This window comes from Ruegeria sp. CF3 (genome assembly GCF_056537365.1).
The window spans coordinates 431,469-449,877 of record NZ_JBQFRK010000002.1 but is presented as its reverse complement, the minus strand read 5'-3'; the positions used below and the strand labels follow the sequence as shown (position 1 = coordinate 449,877).

16 protein-coding genes are annotated in these 18,409 nt (G+C 54.5%); 5 read left to right on the top strand and 11 right to left on the bottom strand.

Going from position 1 to position 18,409, the window contains the following annotated elements:
- Positions 1–73: 73 nt before the first annotated feature.
- Positions 74–1,147, top strand: coding sequence for a non-hydrolyzing UDP-N-acetylglucosamine 2-epimerase (wecB, locus tag ACR0KC_RS09785; protein ID WP_170635825.1), 1,074 nt, complete (start codon positions 74–76; stop codon positions 1,145–1,147).
- On the opposite strand, the gene ACR0KC_RS09780 is transcribed toward wecB, so the two are convergent.
- A complete protein-coding gene (locus tag ACR0KC_RS09780) occupies positions 1,144–2,646 on the bottom strand; it encodes a glycosyltransferase family 4 protein (RefSeq protein ID WP_480706171.1) in 1,503 nt (500 codons plus the stop codon). The two genes, wecB and ACR0KC_RS09780, sit on opposite strands and share 4 nt — an antisense overlap.
- Before the next feature lie 163 nt (positions 2,647–2,809).
- Here ACR0KC_RS09780 and ACR0KC_RS09775 point away from each other — a divergent pair, with 163 nt between their 5' ends.
- Together ACR0KC_RS09775 and ACR0KC_RS09770 are read left to right on the top strand one after the other, a co-directional pair.
- Positions 2,810–3,763, top strand: coding sequence for a Gfo/Idh/MocA family protein (locus tag ACR0KC_RS09775; protein WP_480706169.1), 954 nt, complete (start codon positions 2,810–2,812; stop codon positions 3,761–3,763).
- Positions 3,764–3,995: 232 nt separating this feature from the next.
- Positions 3,996–5,078 (top strand): DegT/DnrJ/EryC1/StrS family aminotransferase, encoded by a 1,083-nt coding sequence (locus tag ACR0KC_RS09770; RefSeq protein ID WP_480706167.1) that lies wholly within the window; start codon positions 3,996–3,998, stop codon positions 5,076–5,078.
- A 63-nt stretch (positions 5,079–5,141) separates the two neighbouring features.
- On the opposite strand, the gene ACR0KC_RS09765 is transcribed toward ACR0KC_RS09770, so the two are convergent.
- From ACR0KC_RS09765 to ACR0KC_RS09745, 5 genes are all read right to left on the bottom strand, one after another.
- Positions 5,142–6,155 carry an NAD-dependent epimerase/dehydratase family protein gene (locus tag ACR0KC_RS09765; RefSeq protein WP_170393875.1) on the bottom strand — a complete coding sequence of 338 codons (1,014 nt, stop codon included), beginning with the start codon at positions 6,153–6,155 and terminating at the stop codon, positions 5,142–5,144.
- A gap of 140 nt (positions 6,156–6,295) precedes the next feature.
- Positions 6,296–7,744, bottom strand: coding sequence for a phosphonoacetaldehyde dehydrogenase (gene phnY / locus ACR0KC_RS09760; protein WP_480706165.1), 1,449 nt, complete (start codon positions 7,742–7,744; stop codon positions 6,296–6,298).
- A 41-nt stretch (positions 7,745–7,785) separates the two neighbouring features.
- Entirely contained in the window at positions 7,786–8,121 is a 336-nt protein-coding gene (locus tag ACR0KC_RS09755) for a carboxymuconolactone decarboxylase family protein (protein ID WP_480706163.1), read from the bottom strand.
- 10 nt (positions 8,122–8,131) lie between these two features.
- Entirely contained in the window at positions 8,132–8,893 is a 762-nt protein-coding gene (locus ACR0KC_RS09750; RefSeq protein WP_480706161.1) for an amino acid ABC transporter permease, read from the bottom strand.
- A 10-nt stretch (positions 8,894–8,903) separates the two neighbouring features.
- Complete coding sequence (locus tag ACR0KC_RS09745; protein WP_170407352.1) at positions 8,904–9,644, bottom strand: amino acid ABC transporter ATP-binding protein; 741 nt, start codon at positions 9,642–9,644, stop codon at positions 8,904–8,906.
- A gap of 121 nt (positions 9,645–9,765) precedes the next feature.
- Between ACR0KC_RS09745 and ACR0KC_RS09740 the strand changes: the two genes are divergently transcribed.
- Together ACR0KC_RS09740 and ACR0KC_RS09735 are read left to right on the top strand one after the other, a co-directional pair.
- Complete coding sequence (locus ACR0KC_RS09740) at positions 9,766–10,536, top strand: transporter substrate-binding domain-containing protein (RefSeq protein WP_480706159.1); 771 nt, start codon at positions 9,766–9,768, stop codon at positions 10,534–10,536.
- Between the two features lie 45 nt (positions 10,537–10,581).
- On the top strand, positions 10,582–11,319 hold the full coding sequence (locus tag ACR0KC_RS09735) for a creatininase family protein (RefSeq protein WP_480706158.1): 738 nt from the start codon (positions 10,582–10,584) through the stop codon (positions 11,317–11,319).
- Positions 11,320–11,350: 31 nt separating this feature from the next.
- Here ACR0KC_RS09735 and ACR0KC_RS09730 read toward each other — a convergent pair whose 3' ends face one another.
- The 5 genes from ACR0KC_RS09730 to ACR0KC_RS09710 all read right to left on the bottom strand — a co-directional run bounded on the left by ACR0KC_RS09730 (position 11,351) and on the right by ACR0KC_RS09710 (position 18,376).
- Positions 11,351–13,063: an ABC transporter ATP-binding protein gene (locus ACR0KC_RS09730; protein WP_480771781.1), complete on the bottom strand. Its 1,713-nt coding sequence runs from the start codon at positions 13,061–13,063 to the stop codon at positions 11,351–11,353.
- A gap of 4 nt (positions 13,064–13,067) precedes the next feature.
- Positions 13,068–14,018, bottom strand: a complete 951-nt coding sequence (locus ACR0KC_RS09725) for an ABC transporter permease (protein WP_170393891.1) — start codon at positions 14,016–14,018, stop codon at positions 13,068–13,070.
- A complete protein-coding gene (locus tag ACR0KC_RS09720) occupies positions 14,015–14,992 on the bottom strand; it encodes an ABC transporter permease (RefSeq protein WP_170393893.1) in 978 nt (325 codons plus the stop codon). Before ACR0KC_RS09720 ends, ACR0KC_RS09725 begins: the two co-directional genes overlap by 4 nt.
- 88 nt (positions 14,993–15,080) lie before the next feature.
- Complete coding sequence (locus ACR0KC_RS09715) at positions 15,081–16,646, bottom strand: ABC transporter substrate-binding protein (protein WP_170562058.1); 1,566 nt, start codon at positions 16,644–16,646, stop codon at positions 15,081–15,083.
- A 149-nt stretch (positions 16,647–16,795) separates the two neighbouring features.
- Positions 16,796–18,376, bottom strand: coding sequence for an ABC transporter substrate-binding protein (locus ACR0KC_RS09710; protein WP_480771780.1), 1,581 nt, complete (start codon positions 18,374–18,376; stop codon positions 16,796–16,798).
- Positions 18,377–18,409: the final 33 nt, after the last annotated feature.

Below are 18,409 nucleotides of genomic sequence, written 5' to 3'. Positions count from 1 at the left end.
ACGAGATATCACGTGGAATTTATACTGGCCGTGTGTTAGCGCGGTTTTAGGCAATTATTTATTTGGAGCTACCGTGAAAATCGCAGTTGTAGTTGGCGCGCGCCCTCAGTTTATTAAATTGGCTCCGGTGAGCAGAGCACTTCGTTCCATGCCGGGAGTAACAGAGGTGCTGATTCACACAGGACAGCACTATGACGATTCGATGTCTAAGATTTTTTTCGACGAACTAGAAATTGCAAAACCCGACATCAACCTATCGGTGAACTCAGGCAGTCATGGTGCCATGACAGGACTGATGATGCAGAAACTTGAACCCGTCATTCAAGAACATGAACCAGATGCGCTCCTTGTTTTTGGAGATACGAATTCAACATTGGCTGGTGCATTGGTCGCCTCAAAACTTCATATCCCGGTGGCGCACGTAGAGGCCGGGCTGCGCTCATTTAATCGAAAGATGCCCGAAGAAACGAACCGAGTTCTAACGGATCACGTTTCCGACCTTCTGTTCACGACTTCCAGCGACGCTGTGGAAAATCTGCGAAGAGAAAGCATTTCGGAGAGCAAAATTTTTGAAGTCGGTGACGTGATGTTCGACGCAGCACTACACTTCGGTGAAAAGGCCAAGCAGAAATCAACAATTTTGGCTGACATTGGGTTAGACGCAAACGGATTCATACTTGCGACGATCCATAGAGCTGAAAATACGGATTCGCCAGAAACGTTAACAAACATTGTTGATGGTCTGGAGGCGGTTGCAAAACAACATCCGGTTGTCTTGCCATTGCATCCACGTACTGCCGCAAGGATAAAAGGAATCGGTCGTAAATTCGAACATGTCCAAACGATAGACCCAGTCGGTTACTTGGATATGGTCGCTCTAGAAAGCAATGCGGTGCTGGTTGCTACGGACTCTGGCGGAGTGCAGAAAGAAGCGTATTTCTACGGCGTCCCTTGCGTAACTCTTAGAACGGAAACAGAATGGGTTGAGCTTGTTGAAAGCGGCTGGAATCGTATCGTTTCGCCCATAGAAGGGGATATCGAGGATGGTATGCTAAGTGCGATAGGGACTAGCGGAAATCAGATAGAAATCTATGGTGATGGAACCGCTTCGCAACAAATCGCACAGATACTAGCCGCGCGAGTTTAAATACCTTCATAGAGCGCCGCCAACTTCTTGGCTTGCGCAGGCCAGCTGTAGGTCTCCCAAAGCTTCCTTCTGTTGTCGACGCTTAACGTAAAGCGTTCGGGATGGTCCAAGACATCCCGAATAGCTTCAGCAATGCTCTGAGGATTTGTTTCGTCCATTGCTCGTCCGAAACCGAGAGACTCTGCAAACCGACGCATTTCTGGAAGATCTGAAACACAAATTGGTACGCCAGCAAATGCTGCCTCAAAAAGCTTGTTGGGCATTGCGTAGCGGTGATTGAGCGATACGTCCTGAAACGGGCATATAGCGAGGTCTGCTGTACTAATTGCGACTGGTACATCTGGAGCTGCCACAGGTGGAAGCAAGGTAACGCGATCATCCACACCTAAGTCATGAGCGACACTCATGAACCACTTGTCGTTTCGGAGGTGCCGTGGGCCCATCGAAGCTAAGTTGACTTCGGGAAGATGAACCAAAGCCTCAAGAACTTTATCTAACCCACGATGTGACATTTGAATGCCACCAGTAAAAATAATCAAGGGCGCCCCGTCAGCAACGTTTGCCTGAGCACGGATAGAAAGCTGATCCAACGCCTTTTCTTTACGACTATCCATGTAATCGACATCTATCTCTGGAGCATTGAGGATAAGTGTCGGACTATCTTTGAAGCGTTTGGCATACAAATCTGCGATGGACGACGATACGGTGATCATATAATCGACGAAGGGGAGGCAATCGTCTTCTAGGTTTTCTGCAAAGTTCGATCCATTCGACGGATTCTTTGTAGCGCGCGCGGGCTCATACTCATGGGCGTCATAAACAAGTTTTGCGTTGAACTGCCTGGCAAGTACGACGCCTGCAGGGAGACAATATATATCATGAGCGTGGATGACATCAGGGACCTCATCAAATTTAAGGTGGCAAAGGTTTTCTGCGTAAATCAATGATTCCAACTGATAGAGTTTAAAGAAATTTTCTCTGACTTTTCGGGCCATCAACATAAATGACTTGAGGTTTTTCGGGCCTTTTCCAAATCCAAGTCCAAGCCGTGTTTTCCAAAGCAGCCGTTTGTGTACGAGTTTTCTAGCCCGCCTTTCATCACCGCCGAAGTTTTTGTAGTACATCGGGTCAAGCTTTTGGACGTCTTCGTCCGTCAGAAAGGTCTTCAACCAGGTTTTCAAAGAATTCAGCTGAATAGCGGATTCGACATACGGTACGACACGTTGCTCGACTTGAGCGGACGTGCGCTCCATAAACGAGAAACGTTCAAGCAATTTTTCAGTGATGTTCTCACAAGACTGCCAGTTGAATCGAGTGATCCGAATGCCATCGATGCTGTCTTCTTGCGGCAAGCCCCCTGGCCAGTCGCAGAAGATATGTACGTTATGACCCGCTACTTGAAGCGCGCGCGCTTCTTTGAGAACACGCGCATCCGCCGTTATCTCGTGGTAGGTAAGACAGAATACGGTTTTTTGAGATTTCGGGCGGGTGTCTGACATCGGTCGAAGATCAATCTAGCTCTGACAATTCCGAACCGCTCTAACAGAGGTTGATCGGGGTTTCCAGCTTGATTGGCGATGCTTGAAATGCCTTCCACTATTGACTTCCCAAAGAATTTCTTGGAAGCGCTGTAGCACAATTTGAGCACTTGGGACGCACCGAATGAGCAACTTTGCATTAATAGGAACCGCAGGATACATCGCGCCGCGCCACATGAAGGCGATAACGGATACCGGAAACACGTTGTTGGCTGCTCTGGACACAAGCGACTCCGTTGGAATTATCGATAGCCACTTCCCTGATGCACATTTTTTCACAGAGTTTGAGCGTTTTGATCGCTATGTTGACATGTTACGTTGCAGCGAAGCGGGCAAAATTGATTATGTCTCGATCTGCTCGCCGAATTACCTCCACGACAGCCACATGCGGTTTGCCCTTCGTTCAGGCGCCGATGCGATCTGTGAGAAGCCGCTGGTATTGAACCCAGAGGATATCGATGGCCTGGAAGCGATCGAACAGGCGACCGGACAGACCGTAAACACGATCCTGCAGTTGCGCGTACATCCCTCGATCATTGCTCTTAGGGACAAGATTCGAAACAGCCCCAAGGATACCAAGTACGAGGTCGATCTGACTTACATCACGTCCCGTGGACGTTGGTATCTGGAGAGCTGGAAAGGGGATGTCCGCAAATCTGGCGGTATTGCCACCAACATCGGCGTGCATTTCTTTGACATGCTGCACTTCCTCTTCGGAGACCTTCAGGCGAACCATGTGCATCTCAATGCCCCGACCAAGGCCGCGGGCTATCTTGAGTTTGAACACGCCCGGTGCCGTTGGTTCTTGTCGCTGGACGTAAATGACGTTCCTGCAGAGGCGCGAGAAACCGGAGCCAGAACCTATCGCTCCATCACTATTGATGGGGAAGAGATCGAATTCTCGGGCGGATTTGCCGACTTGCACACGCGAAGCTACGAAGAGATTCTGAACGGGAACGGGTTTGGATTGAATGAAAACCGGCCTGCTATTGCGATGGTCAGCCATATCCGCAATGCCTCGATCGAAGCAAGCAAAGGTGAGCAGCATCCGAAGCTGATGAGCAGCACGGTACTCTGATCAAACGGATCGTCTGCATGTTATCCCACCACCCATGACGTTTTGGGCACTGGGCAATACAGGGAAACGGTCCGCCCAGTTATTAGTACTGCGGTAATTCGTGCCAAACAGACCCGTTGTATTAAGTCTTTGCCGACGAATAAACATGGTCGAGCGGTGCCGGATTATGTATGGGAAACTGCAGAGGTACAGCTTGCAGAAATTCCTCAAGAACCAATAGGGCGTTTTAGCGATGCAATTTATTGACCTGGCGGAACAACAGAAACGTATCAAGGATCAGCTTGATGCTGGCATTGCCAATGTGTTGGCACATGGAAAGTACATTCTTGGCCCAGAAGTGGCTGAACTAGAGGCACGGCTGACTGCCTTTACGGGAGCTAAACATTGCATCACTTGCGCCAATGGAACGGATGCATTGCAAATTGCCTTGATGGCGCTTGAGGTCGGGCCGGGGGATGAGGTCGTCACGCCCGGATTTTCATATATCGCCACGGCTGAAGCCGTCAGATTGCTGGGCGCAAAGCCGGTTTATGTCGATATCGACCAGACTAGTTATAACCTTGATCCCAACAAGCTTGACGCTGCGATCACACCCCGGACAAAGGCAATTATACCGGTGTCGCTGTATGGCCAACCTGCTGATTTCGAACGAATTAACGAGGTAGCTGTGGCAAACGGCTTACCTGTCATCGAGGATGCTGCTCAGAGCTTTGGCGGATCTTTGCGTGGCAAACGGTCAGGAAACCTGTCAACGATTTCCTGCACCAGCTTTTTCCCATCGAAACCCCTTGGCTGCTACGGCGATGGTGGTGCTATCTTCACCTCGGACGATGATCTGAGCATCATTCTTCGCCAGATAGCCCGGCACGGGCAGGACCGGCGTTATCACCATATCAGGGTTGGCGTTAACAGCCGTCTGGACACATTGCAGGCTGCGATCCTGCTGTGCAAGCTGGATATTTTCGAGGATGAACTGGTCCTGCGAGACACCGTCGCGGACCGTTACAAAGTGCTACTGAAGGAAACCAATATCGCCGCTCCGACGCTGATGGAGGGGGCGACCAGCGCCTGGGCGCAGTACACGATACGCGTGGACAATCGTGAGGATGTGCAAGCTAAGCTCAAAGACGCCGGGGTTCCGACCGCTGTGCATTATCCACTGCCGTTGAACAAGCAACCAGCTGTTTCTGACCCAAATGCCGATTTGCCTGTTGGCGATCAGGCCGCCGCAACAGTGATTAGCCTGCCGATGCACCCGTATCTGCAGGAGAATTCGCAAGAGCAGATAATCGAGGCACTGAAAAAAGCGATCTGATCGCGCTGACGGTTTAATCGGTGCTGGGGCCGGCGAATTCAGGTTTAGGCAGGTTCGCAGGTTCTATTTACCGTAATATGCGCGATACCAGTCCACGAAGGCCTGTATGCCGTCCCTGATTTCGGTTTTTGGGCGATAACCGGTCAGGCGATGCAGCAGATCGGCATTGGCCCAAGTTGCAGGCACATCGCCCAACTGCATCTCCATATAGTTTCGGATCGCGGGTTTGCCGAGGCTTTCTTCGATGGCGTCGATGAAATCCAACAAACGCACTTTGTCTGAATTTCCAATGTTCACTATGCGATAGGGAGCGACCGGGCTCAGGCTGTCACCTTCGGCGATGTCTTCGGGGGCTTTGGGGCGAACAGGCACAACGTCGATCAGCAGAGAGATTGCGCGCACCAGGTCATCCACATAGGTGAAATCACGATACATGTCGCCGTGGTTGTAGATGTCTATCGGGCGGTCGTTGAGGATCGCGTCCGTGAATTTGAAGAACGCAAGGTCCGGGCGCCCCCAAGGACCGTAGACTGTGAAGAAGCGGAACATTGTTGTCGGAATATTCCAAAGATGGGCATAGGAGTGTCCCATCGCTTCATTTGCCTTTTTGGTGGCTGCGTACATAGTGAGTTGATGATCTGCTTTTTCGCACTCGTCGAAGGGCATGTCAGGATTTGCCCCGTAGATCGACGAAGTCGAAGCCATCAGCAGATGCCGCACTTTGTGCCGCCGCGCAGCTTCCATAACGTTGAACGTCCCGACAACATTGCTTTCGACATAGGCGCGCGGGTTTTCCAGGCTATATCGGACGCCAGCTTGCGCTGCGAGATGGATGATCACGTCCGGTTCAAAAGCATCAGCGATCTGGTCGAACTTGGCGGTATCTTCCAGCATCCCTTCATCGCACGAAAAATTTGGGTTCTCCAGCAACAGCGCATGTCGGCTCTGTTTGAGGCGGACATCGTAATAATCAGTCATCCCGTCAAAGCCATGAACCCGGCAACCGTTCTCAAGCAAAAGTTTGGCAAGATGGAACCCGATAAATCCGGCAGTACCTGTGATCAGAACCTTTTGCATGAGGTATTTCCTTGTTTCGGGGCATCGCGCGTGCGTTCGAAGGCACATATGACGCCAAGAGCCGAAGGGCTCAAGCGGTCATTTCTTGGCTGAGCGAGCATGCATCACTGGTGGTGTGCATTGCAATCTTCAACAAGCCTTCAACCGGGCCAAGGAAGCGAGTAGGTTTTGACATTCGTAAAGAACCTGATGGCCTCGATGACCCCTTCTTTGACACCATTGCCCGAATCCTTGATGCCGCCAAAGGGGGACATTTCGATACGGTATCCGGGTTGTTCCCAGATATTGCAGGTGCCCACGCTCAGCCCATTGATGTAGGCAATTGCGCGGTTCAGGTCATTGGTACATACCCCCGACGACAGGCCGTACACAGTAGAGTTCGAGATGCGCATGACCTCGTCATCGTCGTCGGGCACGCGAATGATGGGAATAATGGGGCCGAAAGTTTCCTCCATCACTAACGCAGAGTCGTGGGGAACGTCGTCGACCACGATCGGCGGCAGCAGCGCGCCCTGACGTCCGGGATGGTAAAGGACTTCTGCTCCCTCTTTCTGGGCCAAGTGAACACGATCTTCGAAAAGCTTGGCCGCATCCTCGTGGATCACACAACCCAGCTCGGTCTCAGGATCCTGCGGATCTCCGAATCTGATCTTTTTGGCCTTCTCCAGCACCAAAGGCACAAAGGTGTCCGCGACACTCTCTTGCACCAGTATTCGCTTGATCGCAGTGCAGCGTTGTCCCGAATTGCCGGTGGCCCCGGCTACGGCGATCGTTGCTGCCCTGTCTAGATCGGCATCGTTGAGGTCATTCAGAACAATCAGTGGATCATTACCTCCCAACTCCAGCGCCTGACGTTTGTAAACCGCCTTCTCTGCGATCATCTTGCCCACGCGAACACTACCGGTGAAGGTTATGATGTCGATGTTTTCATTGGTGATCATCTCATTCCCAATGTCCTGTGGCCAGCCAGTGACCACCTGAAACATCTCAGGCGGCAGGCCTGCCTCATAAAGGATATCGGCCAGCGTCAGGCAGGTCAGAGGCGTCAACTCGGTCGGTTTGCAGACCATGCAGTTATTGGTGGCGATCGACGGAGCAACCTTGTGGCTGACCATGTTGAGTGGATGGTTGAATGGAGTGATCGCGCTGATTGCGGTCACAGGCTCGCGCATCGTGAAAATCTTGCGGGCTTTACCATTTTGGGTCAGATCGCACGCAAAGATTTCGCCATCATCCTTCAGTGCCTCGGCCGCCGCAAATTGAAAGACATCCTGCGCGCGCTTGGTCTCGTAGATCGCGTGTTGATGGCAGATGCCAAGCTCAAGCACCAGCCATTTGGCGAGGTAATCGCGACGTTCACCAATCAGCTCTCCAGCCCGTTGCAGGATTTGGCTGCGTTCATAGCGAGTCAGTTCGGGCTTGTAGTGGGCCGCAATTTCGAAGGCGCGGCGCGCGTGTTCAGCCTGCCCAGCGGGCACATGGCCCACGACCTCATTGGTATAGGGGTAGTGAACCGGGATGGTCTCAGCGGTAATGATGATCTCGCCACCAATTCGCATCCCTTCATTACGGATTTCGGTGACTGCCATGGCAAGAACCATCCAATGAAATCGGACCGCGTACCGGTCTATTACTCTGAAAACACATCAAACGCCTTCAACGCCTTGGCGCTGTAGGCGTAAGACGGGCCGCCGCCCATATAGGTGGCCATTGCCAGCGCTTCGCACAGCTCTTCGCGGGTCGCACCCAGCCGCACCAATGAGCGGATATGGAAGCCGATGCAACTGTCGCAGCGCGTCGCGATGGCAATCCCCAACGCAATGAATTCCTTTGTTTTTTCACTCAGCGCACCATCTGTTTTGGCCGCCTTACCCATGATGCCGAAACCACGCACGGTTTCGGGCACTTCTTTCGAGATTGCACCAATATTGGCCTCGGTCTCGGCCATGAAGTCTTTCCAGTCCATCTTATGCTCCTTATCCGCGCTCATCTGCGCCCATCCGGCGCTCGAGCCAACGCACACCGGCGCTGATGATCAGTACCAGCACCAGATACTCGAAGATCAACAAGGTATAGATCTCAAGCGGGCGGTATTCCGTCACTACCAGCTCATTCGCACGGCGTGTCAGTTCTTGCATGCCGATGACGCTGGCGAATGCGCTCATCTTCACGATGTAGATGAACTGGTTGGCCAGCGGTGGCAGAATGCGCCGGATCGCTTGCGGCAGGATCACATAGCGCATGGTCTGAAAATAGTTCAGGCCAATCGTCTGCGCCGCCTCGCTTTGCCCTTTGGCGATAGATTGTATACCGGCACGGTAGATCTCGGCGGTAAAGGCGCTGTCCGATATCGCAAGGGTGATAATTGCGCCCCAGAAGGGATCGATTGGGATGTCCATACCCATCGACTGAAAGACAATCGGCAATCCGTAGAACACCCAAAACAGCATAGGCAACAGAGGGATCGAGCGAACGAACTCGACATATATGCGGTTTAACAGCCGCCAGCCGCGCTTTTCCGATAAACCGGGCAGGGCGACCAGCAGCCCGATGACAATCGACAAAATCGCCGCAATCAGCGAAATCTGAATGGTCGCACCCATGCCCGAAATCAGGAATTTTACATTGGTCCAGCCTGAAGCCGTGGTTGGGTCAATGACGTACCAACCCCAGGTCTGTGAGGACGAACAGCCCGTGATCAGCAAGAAAAGGGGAAGGAAGAGAAGTGTTTTTTTCATCGGACCCAACTCAATGCTGCAGAATTTGGCTCAGGAATTTCTGACACCGCTCAGACTTTGGATTGGTGAAGAAATGCTCGGGCTTACCTTGTTCGACAATCTCGCCTGCATCCATGAACACCATGTTGTCGGCCACTTTTCGGGCAAATCCCATCTCATGGGTCACCACAACCATGGTCATGCCTTCCTCGGCAAGTTCGACCATCACGTCGAGCACCTCGGAGATCATCTCAGGGTCGAGCGCCGAGGTGGGTTCGTCGAACAAAAGGACCCGGGGCTCCATGCAAAGCGAACGGGCAATTGCCACTCGCTGCTGCTGTCCACCCGAAAGCTGTATCGGGCGCTTGTCGGCCTGATCGGGTATATGAACACGTTCGAGGTAGTGGCGCGCTTTGTCCTCGGCTTCTTTTCGGCTCAACCCGCGGGCCTTGATGGGGCCAAGGGTCAGGTTTTCCAGCACTGTTAGATGCGGGAACAGATTGAATTGCTGGAACACCATGCCAACTTCTGACCGGATGGTGGCTGCAGATTTGGCATCATCGTTCAGTTCGACCCCATCGATGCGGATGGTGCCCTTTTGATGTTTCTCAAGCTGATTGATGCATCTTACGACCGTTGATTTACCCGATCCGGATGGGCCGCAGATCACAACCTTTTCACCACTGTTTACTGTCAGGTTGATGTTCTTGAGCACGTGAAATGTGCCAAACCACTTGTCTACGTCGACAAGCTCGATCGCTGCGTTTGGCATCTGCTGGCCCACTTGTGATTACTATGAGTTAATTAGTTGCTTGAGGTTATCTTTTTCTTTACGCTTAAATCAAGAAGCAATGTCGTGATGAAAAGACTAACGCCACCAACGGGAGAACCACATGAAACGTTTTGTTAAAGTCGCGGCTGCGGCTGCGCTCGGTCTTGTGATCAGCGGCGCTGCGCAAGCTCAGTCGGCTCTGAATGAGATTTTGGATGACGGCGTGCTGAAAGTGGGGACAACCGGTGACTGGAACCCGATGTCACTGCGCGATCCGGCGACTAACAGCTATAAAGGCTATGATATCGACATCATGAACGCGCTGGCCGCTGATCTGGGTGTTGAGGTCGAATATGTGCCCACCGACTGGAAAACATTGGTCAATGGTGTGGTAGCGGGGAAGTACCACATCACCGGTTCGGCTTCGATCTCACCTCCGCGCATGAAAGTTGCAGGGTTTTCCGACAGTTACATCGCGGTTGAGTTGTTTCCCTACACAACCAAGGAAAAGGTCGACAAATTTGATGGCTACGACTCGATCAACAAGCCAGACGTGAAGGTTGCTACTACCCTGGGCACCACCTTTGAAAAGCGCGTGCGCGAATGGTTCCCCGATGCGGATATCAAAGTGGTCGAAGCTCCTGCACGTGGTTTTCAGGAGGTCTTGGCCGGTCGTGCAGATGTGTTCATAACCTCGAATATCGAGGGATCGACCCTTGAAGCAAAGTTCCCGGTCGTCCGCGTCAAGAATGCCGGTCCACGTTCTCCTTCTCCCATCGCGATGCTGTTGCCGCAAAGCGATCAGGTCTGGATCAACTATGTGAACAACTGGATTGAAGTGAAAAAAGCCCAAGGCTTCTTTGACGAAAACCGGGAACGCTGGGGTCTCTGATCAGAGGCCCTAGTAACTGGAGCGCCTGCGAGAGTTTTCAAAGTCATGAAACTTGAGCACATGACATGGTACGAGGTTGACACTCGTATCAATGCTGGTGCGGCCGTGTTGCTGCCGGTTGGATCGACCGAGCAGCACGGCCCGATGGGTCGCATTGGCACCGACACGATTTGCGCCGAGGCTGTCGCGCTCGCTGCCGCCATGCAATGCGAGGGTATCGTCGCTCCGGCGCTGGCCTACACGCCAGCGCCTTTCAACGCGGGATTTCCCGGAACGGTGTCTATTTCAGCCGAAACCTTTCGCACCATCGCAGATGAGGTGATCCGGGGGCTCTTGGAGCAAGGTTTCGTTGGAGTGTTCATAGTGAATGGGCACGGGGCCAATCTGGCGCCTCTTCGGCAGATCGAAAGCGAAATTGCCGATGGTCAATTGCTGATCCGTAGCTGGTGGGAGCCGAACGCAGTGAATGTTCTGCGACAGCAGCTCTATGGAGATTGGGAAGGGATGCACGCCACCCCCTCGGAGATTGCCATAACCCAGTCTTTGCTTGGACCATTGCCTGCCAATCAGGCCGCTGAGCCGCCCCAGAAACTCAGCGCCGAATACATCCGGGATCACGCAGGGGATCGCCATGGTCCACCTGACGAGCATCGCGCGGACTTCCCGGATGGCCGCGTTGGATCGCATTCAGCTTTGGCCAATCCTCAGGATGGCGAGCGTCTGCTGGCGATAGCAGCTGCGGCTATCGCTGCCGAGTTCCGGGCATTCGAACAAGGCCTCTAGTCACGGAGCGCCTGCAACGGGTGTCGCGGCCCTATCCTGCTTCGACCCCAAGCCCGTCAGTCGACAGGTCATCGAGTTTCGGCATCAACCGTAACAGTTCTTGCGCGTATTCGGTTTTCGGACTGGCAAACAGATCGCTGGTGTCCTGAACCTCGACGATTTGTCCCTGTTTCATGACCGCAACTCGGTCACACATCTGGCGCACCACAGGTAGGTCGTGGCTGATGAACAGCATGGTCAGGCCCAGATGCTCTTGCAGGTCTTTCAGGATGTTCAAAATCTGCGCCTGGATTGAAACGTCGAGCGCGCTTGTGGGCTCATCGCAGATCAGGAACCGGGGTTGTGTCGCCAATGCGCGGGCAATCGAAATACGCTGGCGCTGACCGCCCGAGAACTCATGCGGATATTTCAGCCCGGCCTCTGACCCCAAACCCACTTGATCCAGCAATTCGTCCACGCGGCGCTTGACGTCGGCACCTTCCATCAGGCGGTGATGGCGGATCGGCTCAGCCACAATATCATCCACCCGCATACGCGGATTGAGAGACGAGTAGGGGTCCTGAAAGATCATCTGGATGTTCTTGCGGTACTCTTCCTGCACCGCACGATTGCTTAGATCGCTAACCAGTTGCCCGTCAAAGGTGATGGTGCCACCGTCCACTGGATAAAGCCCTGCGATCATACGCGCGACGGTGGACTTGCCCGATCCGGACTCGCCGACAACCCCAAAGACTTCGCCCGCGCGAATGTCAAAGCTGACGTTGTCGACAGCGGTGAAGTAGGTACGATCCCAAGGCAGTAATCCACGCTTTTGCAGGAATTTCTTGGTCAGGTCGCGGATTTCAAAGATCGGTTTGCTGGCGTCGTTATTCACCTTGGGCCAGTGGCGTGCCATATCCTCGATCGCGAAACGCGTTTCACGCCCGCCATAGCTGATCTGAGGGAAGCGATGCAGTTTCAGCGTAGGGCGTGGTACGGCGGCGATCAGGGACTTGGTGTATTCGTGTTCCGGCTGGCCCATCACCTGTGCCGTGGTGCCGCTTTCAACCACCTTGCCCGCATACATCACGGTCACGCGGTCAGTTGTATCGGCGATCACGCCCATATCATGGGTGATCAGGATGACACCCACCTGACGCTCTTGTGCCAGTTCCTTGATAAGGTCCAGAATCTGGGCCTGAACCGAAACATCCAAAGCTGTCGTGGGTTCATCGGCGATGATCACATCCGGTTCGGTGCAAAGTGCCAGAGCAATCACCACGCGTTGCCGCATGCCGCCCGAGAACTGGTGCGGGTACTGATCCAGCCGAGTATCCGGGTCTGGGATGCCAACGCGGTCGATCAAATCACGGGCGCGCTTGCTTGCTTCGGCCTCGGATCCACCCAGATGGGCCTGGATCGTCTCGACCAGTTGTTCGCGCACTGTAAATAGCGGGTTCAGCGACGTAAGCGGGTCTTGAAAGATCATCGAGATCTTCTTGCCGCGCAGCCCGCGCATCGCCTCGGCATCGATGCCGCTGATCTTATCGCCGCCCAGCTTAATCTGGCCGCTGGCAATGCGACCTGGGCGTTCCAGAAGGCCCATCACGGCAGCGCCGATGGTGGATTTACCTGCCCCGGATTCGCCCACAAGCCCGTGGATTTCGCCGGGTTCTACAGAAAGGCTGGCGTGGTCCACTGCGGTAAATAGCTGGCGGCGGGTCGGGAATTCGACGGTGAGGTCTTGGATGGTCAGAAGGCTCATGAAATCACCGCAGTTTTGGGTTCAGCGCGTCGCGCAGCCAGTCGCCCAACAAGTTGACCGACAGGGCGAGGGCCAGAAGCGTGCATGCCGGGAAGAACAAAATCCACCATTCGCCCGAGAACAAGAAGCCTTGCCCGATCCGGATTAGTGTTCCCAGCGACGGCTGGGTCGGGGGAGCGCCCACACCCAGAAAACTCAATGTGGCTTCGGCAATTATCGCCAGCGCCAGCGAGATGGTGGCGATGACCAGAACCGGGCTAAGGACATTGGGTAGGATGTGACGGAACATGATCGGGAACGATCCACGCCCGATCAGGCGCGCGGCTTGTACATATTCCTTGTTTTTCTCAACCAGAGCAGCACCACGGACGACGCGTGCGAACTGCACCCAGTCCGACAACGCAATTGCGATGATGAGAACATAGATTGCCATCTCATCGCGGTATTCCGGCGGAGTGATCCCTTTGGCGATCCCAAAGATTAGCATCGCGACCAGAATGGCCGGGAACGTCAGCTGCACGTCTGCGATACGCATGATCAGCGTCTCGATCCAACCTCCGAAATACGCAGCGATCAGACCGAGGATCACGCCGATGATCAAGGCAAGAAGCACAGCAGAGGCACCTACGAACAATGAAATGCGCAACCCGTAGAGGATGGTCGAGAACACATCGCGCCCTTGGTCATCTGTGCCTAGTAAAAAGGTCTCTTGCGTGAACGCATTGGGCGTACCTGGTGGTGTGAACCCGTTCATCAGGTTCAGTGTTGCTGGATCGAACGGGTTATATGGCGCGATCAGCGGGGCAAAGATCGCCGCCAGCACCAGAATGACCACGACCAAAGATGCGATCATGGCTACGGGAGAGTGCCGGAACGACCAAGCGAAATCGCTATCCCAGAACTTGGCCGTGCGCGATTTAGGCGCGACTTTCGGGGTTTCCATCGTTTCGGTCATGTGGCCCTCGCGTCGACACGCAGGCGCGGGTCAATGGCATAGTACAGAAGGTCGACAATCAGGTTGATTGTCACGAACATCACTGAGATCAGCATCAGATAGGCAGCCATAACGGGGATATCCACGAACTGGATCGCGTTGATGAACAGCAGTCCCACGCCCGGCCATTGGAACACCGTTTCGGTGATGATGGCAAAAGCGATGATCGACCCCAGCTGCAGGCCCGTGATGGTGATCACCGGCACAAGAGTGTTCTTCAGCGCGTGGCGGAAATTGATCACCCGGTCCGACAGCCCTCGGGCGCGGGCAAAGCGGACATAGTCGGCGCGCAGAACCTCCAGCATCTCGGACCGGACAAGCCGCATAATCAGTGTCATTTGATAGAGGCCCAGCGTGATTGCAGGCAATATCAACGCCTTGAGCCCCGAGGTCGTCAGAAACCCGGTGGACCAACTGCCAATCATAACGGTCTCGCCCCTCCCGAAACTGGGCAGTAGGTCAAGTTCAACCGAGAAAACATAGATCAGCAGGATACCTATGAGGAACGTCGGCAGCGAAACCCCGATCAAGGAAACAGTCATGATCACATTGGCAGCGATCCCTTGTCGTCGGATTGCAGTAAAGACACCGAGGGCAATGCCCATCGTGATCGCAAGAAAGCCGGACACAAAGGCCAATTCCAACGTCGCCGGAGCGCGCTCCACCAGGATGGTCGAGACCGGTCGCCCCTGGCGATAAGACACACCGAAATTGCCCTGAACAGCGCCTTGCAGGAACTTGGCGTATTGCACAACAAAGGGTTGGTCCAACCCAAGTTCGGTCCGTAGGCGGTCAATGTCGGCCTGCGTGCGCTCTTGCCCAAGCATGTTGTCGATCGGGTCGCCAACAAATCGGAACATCGAAAAGGCGACCAACCCCACGACCAACAGCACTATGACGGACTGGAACATCCGTCTGACGATATATGCGAACATATGTTTCCCTCGTAGATCGGTCTCTCTAGGCCGACCTTGACCAGATGGTCAAGAGAGTGCTGTCAACCCAACGCGACGTTGCCGCCGATCAATTCACATTCACCCAACGCAGCAGGAAGAAGTTGTCCGGACGCTGCGTGACCTCGACATTGCTGCGCGTGCCCCAAACCAACGGCTGGACATACATCGGCACATAAACGTGTTCGTCCTGATAGATTTGGGTAACCTCGTCCAGCATCGCCTGACGCTTGGCCTCATCCAGTTCTGACTGGATCATCGGCAACAGCTCATCGACACGTGCATTCGAGAAGCCGCCGAAGTTCCAGCTACCCAGCTTTTTCTCTTCGTTCGGGGTTGCGACAAGGAACCGGACCGGATGCTCGGCGTCGAACGTACCGGGGCTCCAGCCCAGCAGGTACATGTCGTAATTATCTTCGCGCAGTTCCGGCCAATAGTTCCGCACTGGCATCGCGTCCAGCTCGGCGGTGATCCCGATCTGAGCCAGCATACCAACGACGGCCTGACAGACGGCCTCGTCATTAAGATAGCGGTCATTGGGGCATTTCAGGCCAAATGAGAAACCATCTGCATATCCGGCCTCGGCCAGCAGGGACTTGGCAGCTTCCACATCAAACGCGGGGCGTCCGGCGTTGGCTTCGGAGAACCCGCTCATGGCTGGGCTGACGAGCTGCGATGCGGGCTCGGCATTTCCGCGCATGATCGTGGCCAGAATGGCGTCGACATTCACCGCTTGCGCAACTGCCTGCCGCACGCGCGCGTCACGGAACGGGTTGGGTTTGCCCGCATCGACTGTGTATTTCAGCGTGTCAGCCTCGTGGTCGAAGCCCAGCATGATCACACGCGCTTCAATGCCCTGGATGACATCGACCTCTGCGTTCTGCTGCAGCCGTGCGACGTCCTGAATGGGGACCGGGTTGATCATGTCCACATCGCCCGATAGAAGCGCCGCTACGGCCGTGGCAGGATTTTGGATCGGATTAAATTCTGCACGGGTGATGTTGTGTTCAACATCCCCCCACCAGCCTTCATAAGGTTCCAACACGGTCTTAAGACCCGGCTCGCGCTCGGTCACCTTGAACGCGCCGGTGCCGTTGGCGTTGATGGTGGCGTAGTTTCCGGTTTCTTTGTCGGGGACCACGGCGTCGTTGGCCTCAGTCCAGTCTTGATCCATGATCATCCAGTTGGCAATCGATGACGGAAACAGCGGGTTAGGTGCTGTGGTCATGATATCAACGGTGTAGTCATCAACTACAATGACGTCACTGACAGGAGCGAACCAACTGCGCGTGTCCGCCGCCTCACCCGAGGCGCGTTGGTAGCTGAACAGCACATCTTGCGCGTCAAAGCTGCTTCCGTCGTGAAAGGTCACGCCCTGACGCAGATTGAACCGCCATCCTTCGCCGTCGCCGATTGGCTCCCAACTGACAGCCAACGCGGGCTCAACGCTCATATCCTTACCGCGGCGGACCAGCCCTTCGTAGACGTTGTTCAGGAACCCGAGAACTGGGGCCGAGTTGACAGCGTGAGGGTCCATGGTCTGCGGATCGGTGGTCGAGGCCCACTTAAATTCGGCCGCCTGCGCGGCGCTTGCAAGCAACATGGTCAGGCCGATTGCACTGTTTCTGAGGATCATGGCGAAATCTCCCTGTTAGCGCTGAAACAATCCAGCTTTTTCGCTGCCACGTAAAGCCGTTCCTGCACCGAGATCACAGGTCCGTTACCGACGGCGCAAACAAGAACAGGGCGCGTTTCCGCGCCCTGCATACCATCACAGAGGATAGTTTAGTTCATCTCAAAGTATTTGATCTTCGGTGAATCTTCCGGCTCGACGATGGTGCCCACGCCCGATTTCATGCCCCAGTTCAACACCTGATGGTGGATCGGGATATAGAGCTGTTCATCCTGAACAACCTGCCAGATATCACCGATCTGCTGATCACGTGCGGGTAAATCAGTTTCAGAGGCAAGGGCCACGATTTTGGCATCCAGATCCGGGTTGGAGTAGCGTGTGCCATTCCACGAGCCGTACTTTTCGCCCTTCGAATGGACGAGGAAGTTGAAGATGTACTCCGAGTCATAAGTCGGAACACCCCAGCCCAGCATGTAGAAATCTGTTTCTAGGTTGTTGATCAACGGGAAGTGCTGGGCTTTCGGTTTGGCGTCCAGGTTAACTGTGACGCCGATCTGGGCCAGCATTCCAACCGCTGCCTGACAGATCGCCTCATCATTGATGTAGCGGTCATTCGGGCAGTTCAGGGTCAGCGAGAATCCATCAGGATAGCCTGCTTCGGCCATCAACGCCTTGGCCCCTTCGATATCGGTTGACGAGGACGCATCCATATCTGCATCCCAACCATTCACAAATGGAGGTGAGATCATGCCAGCAGGAGCAGACTGACCACGCATCACGACCTGTTTGATCGCATCACGATTGATCGCCTTTGACATCGCCTGTCGAACGCGGACATCAGCCAGCGGGTTCTTACCATCCACATTGTCCGAGGTCAGATCAGCATCGCCCATGTTCATGCCAAAGAAAATCACCCGGTTCTGCGGCGCGGTGCGTACGTCCAGACCATCGGTTCCGGCTACACGCTCGAGGTCCTGTACGGGCACGTCCTGAATGAAATCAACCTCACCCGACAGCAGCGCGGCAACACGGGTCGCGGCGTTCTGGATCGGGGTATAGATGATCTCGGTCACCTGCAGCGGGAACTCATCCTTGCCCCAATAGCCGTCATAGGCGGCCAGGACGGTTTTCACGTCGGGCTCGCGGCTGACCAGCTTGTAGGGACCGGTGCCATTGGCGTTCTTGGCCGCAAACGTGTCTTCGCCGCCCTCATAGTCCTGAACCTTGACGGCGTTGTTTGCCTCGGCCCAACCTTTGTCCATCATGAACATGTTGGTCAGATTGTTGGGCATGATCGGGTTCGGGCCGTCAGTTTCGATCTCGATCGTGAACTTGTCGGGCGCACGCACCTCTTTCACAGAGGCCAACAGTTCCTTGTAATCCGAATCCGGCGTCATTGCGCGGTACAGCGAAAACACGACATCCTCGCTGTCGAACTCGGCTCCGTCGTGGAAGGTAACGCCCTCGCGCAGTTTGAACACCCAGACATTCGGATTTTCTTCCGATGGTGCCCATTCGGTCGCCAGCGATGGAACCAGTGCACCTGAGTGATCACGCATGACCAGCGTTTCCATGATCTGGTGCGCCATGGCCGAGGTCGGGCCTTCGTTTTGCGCATGCGGGTCCAGCGTCAGCGCATCACCTGCACGGGCCCATCGCAGCGTCTCCGCCGAAGCGCCCGCCGCGATCATCGCCGTTGCACTGGCGGCAAGCATCAGAGTTTTGAATGACATAAGTCGTCTCCCCAGTTTTTGTTGTGGCCGCAT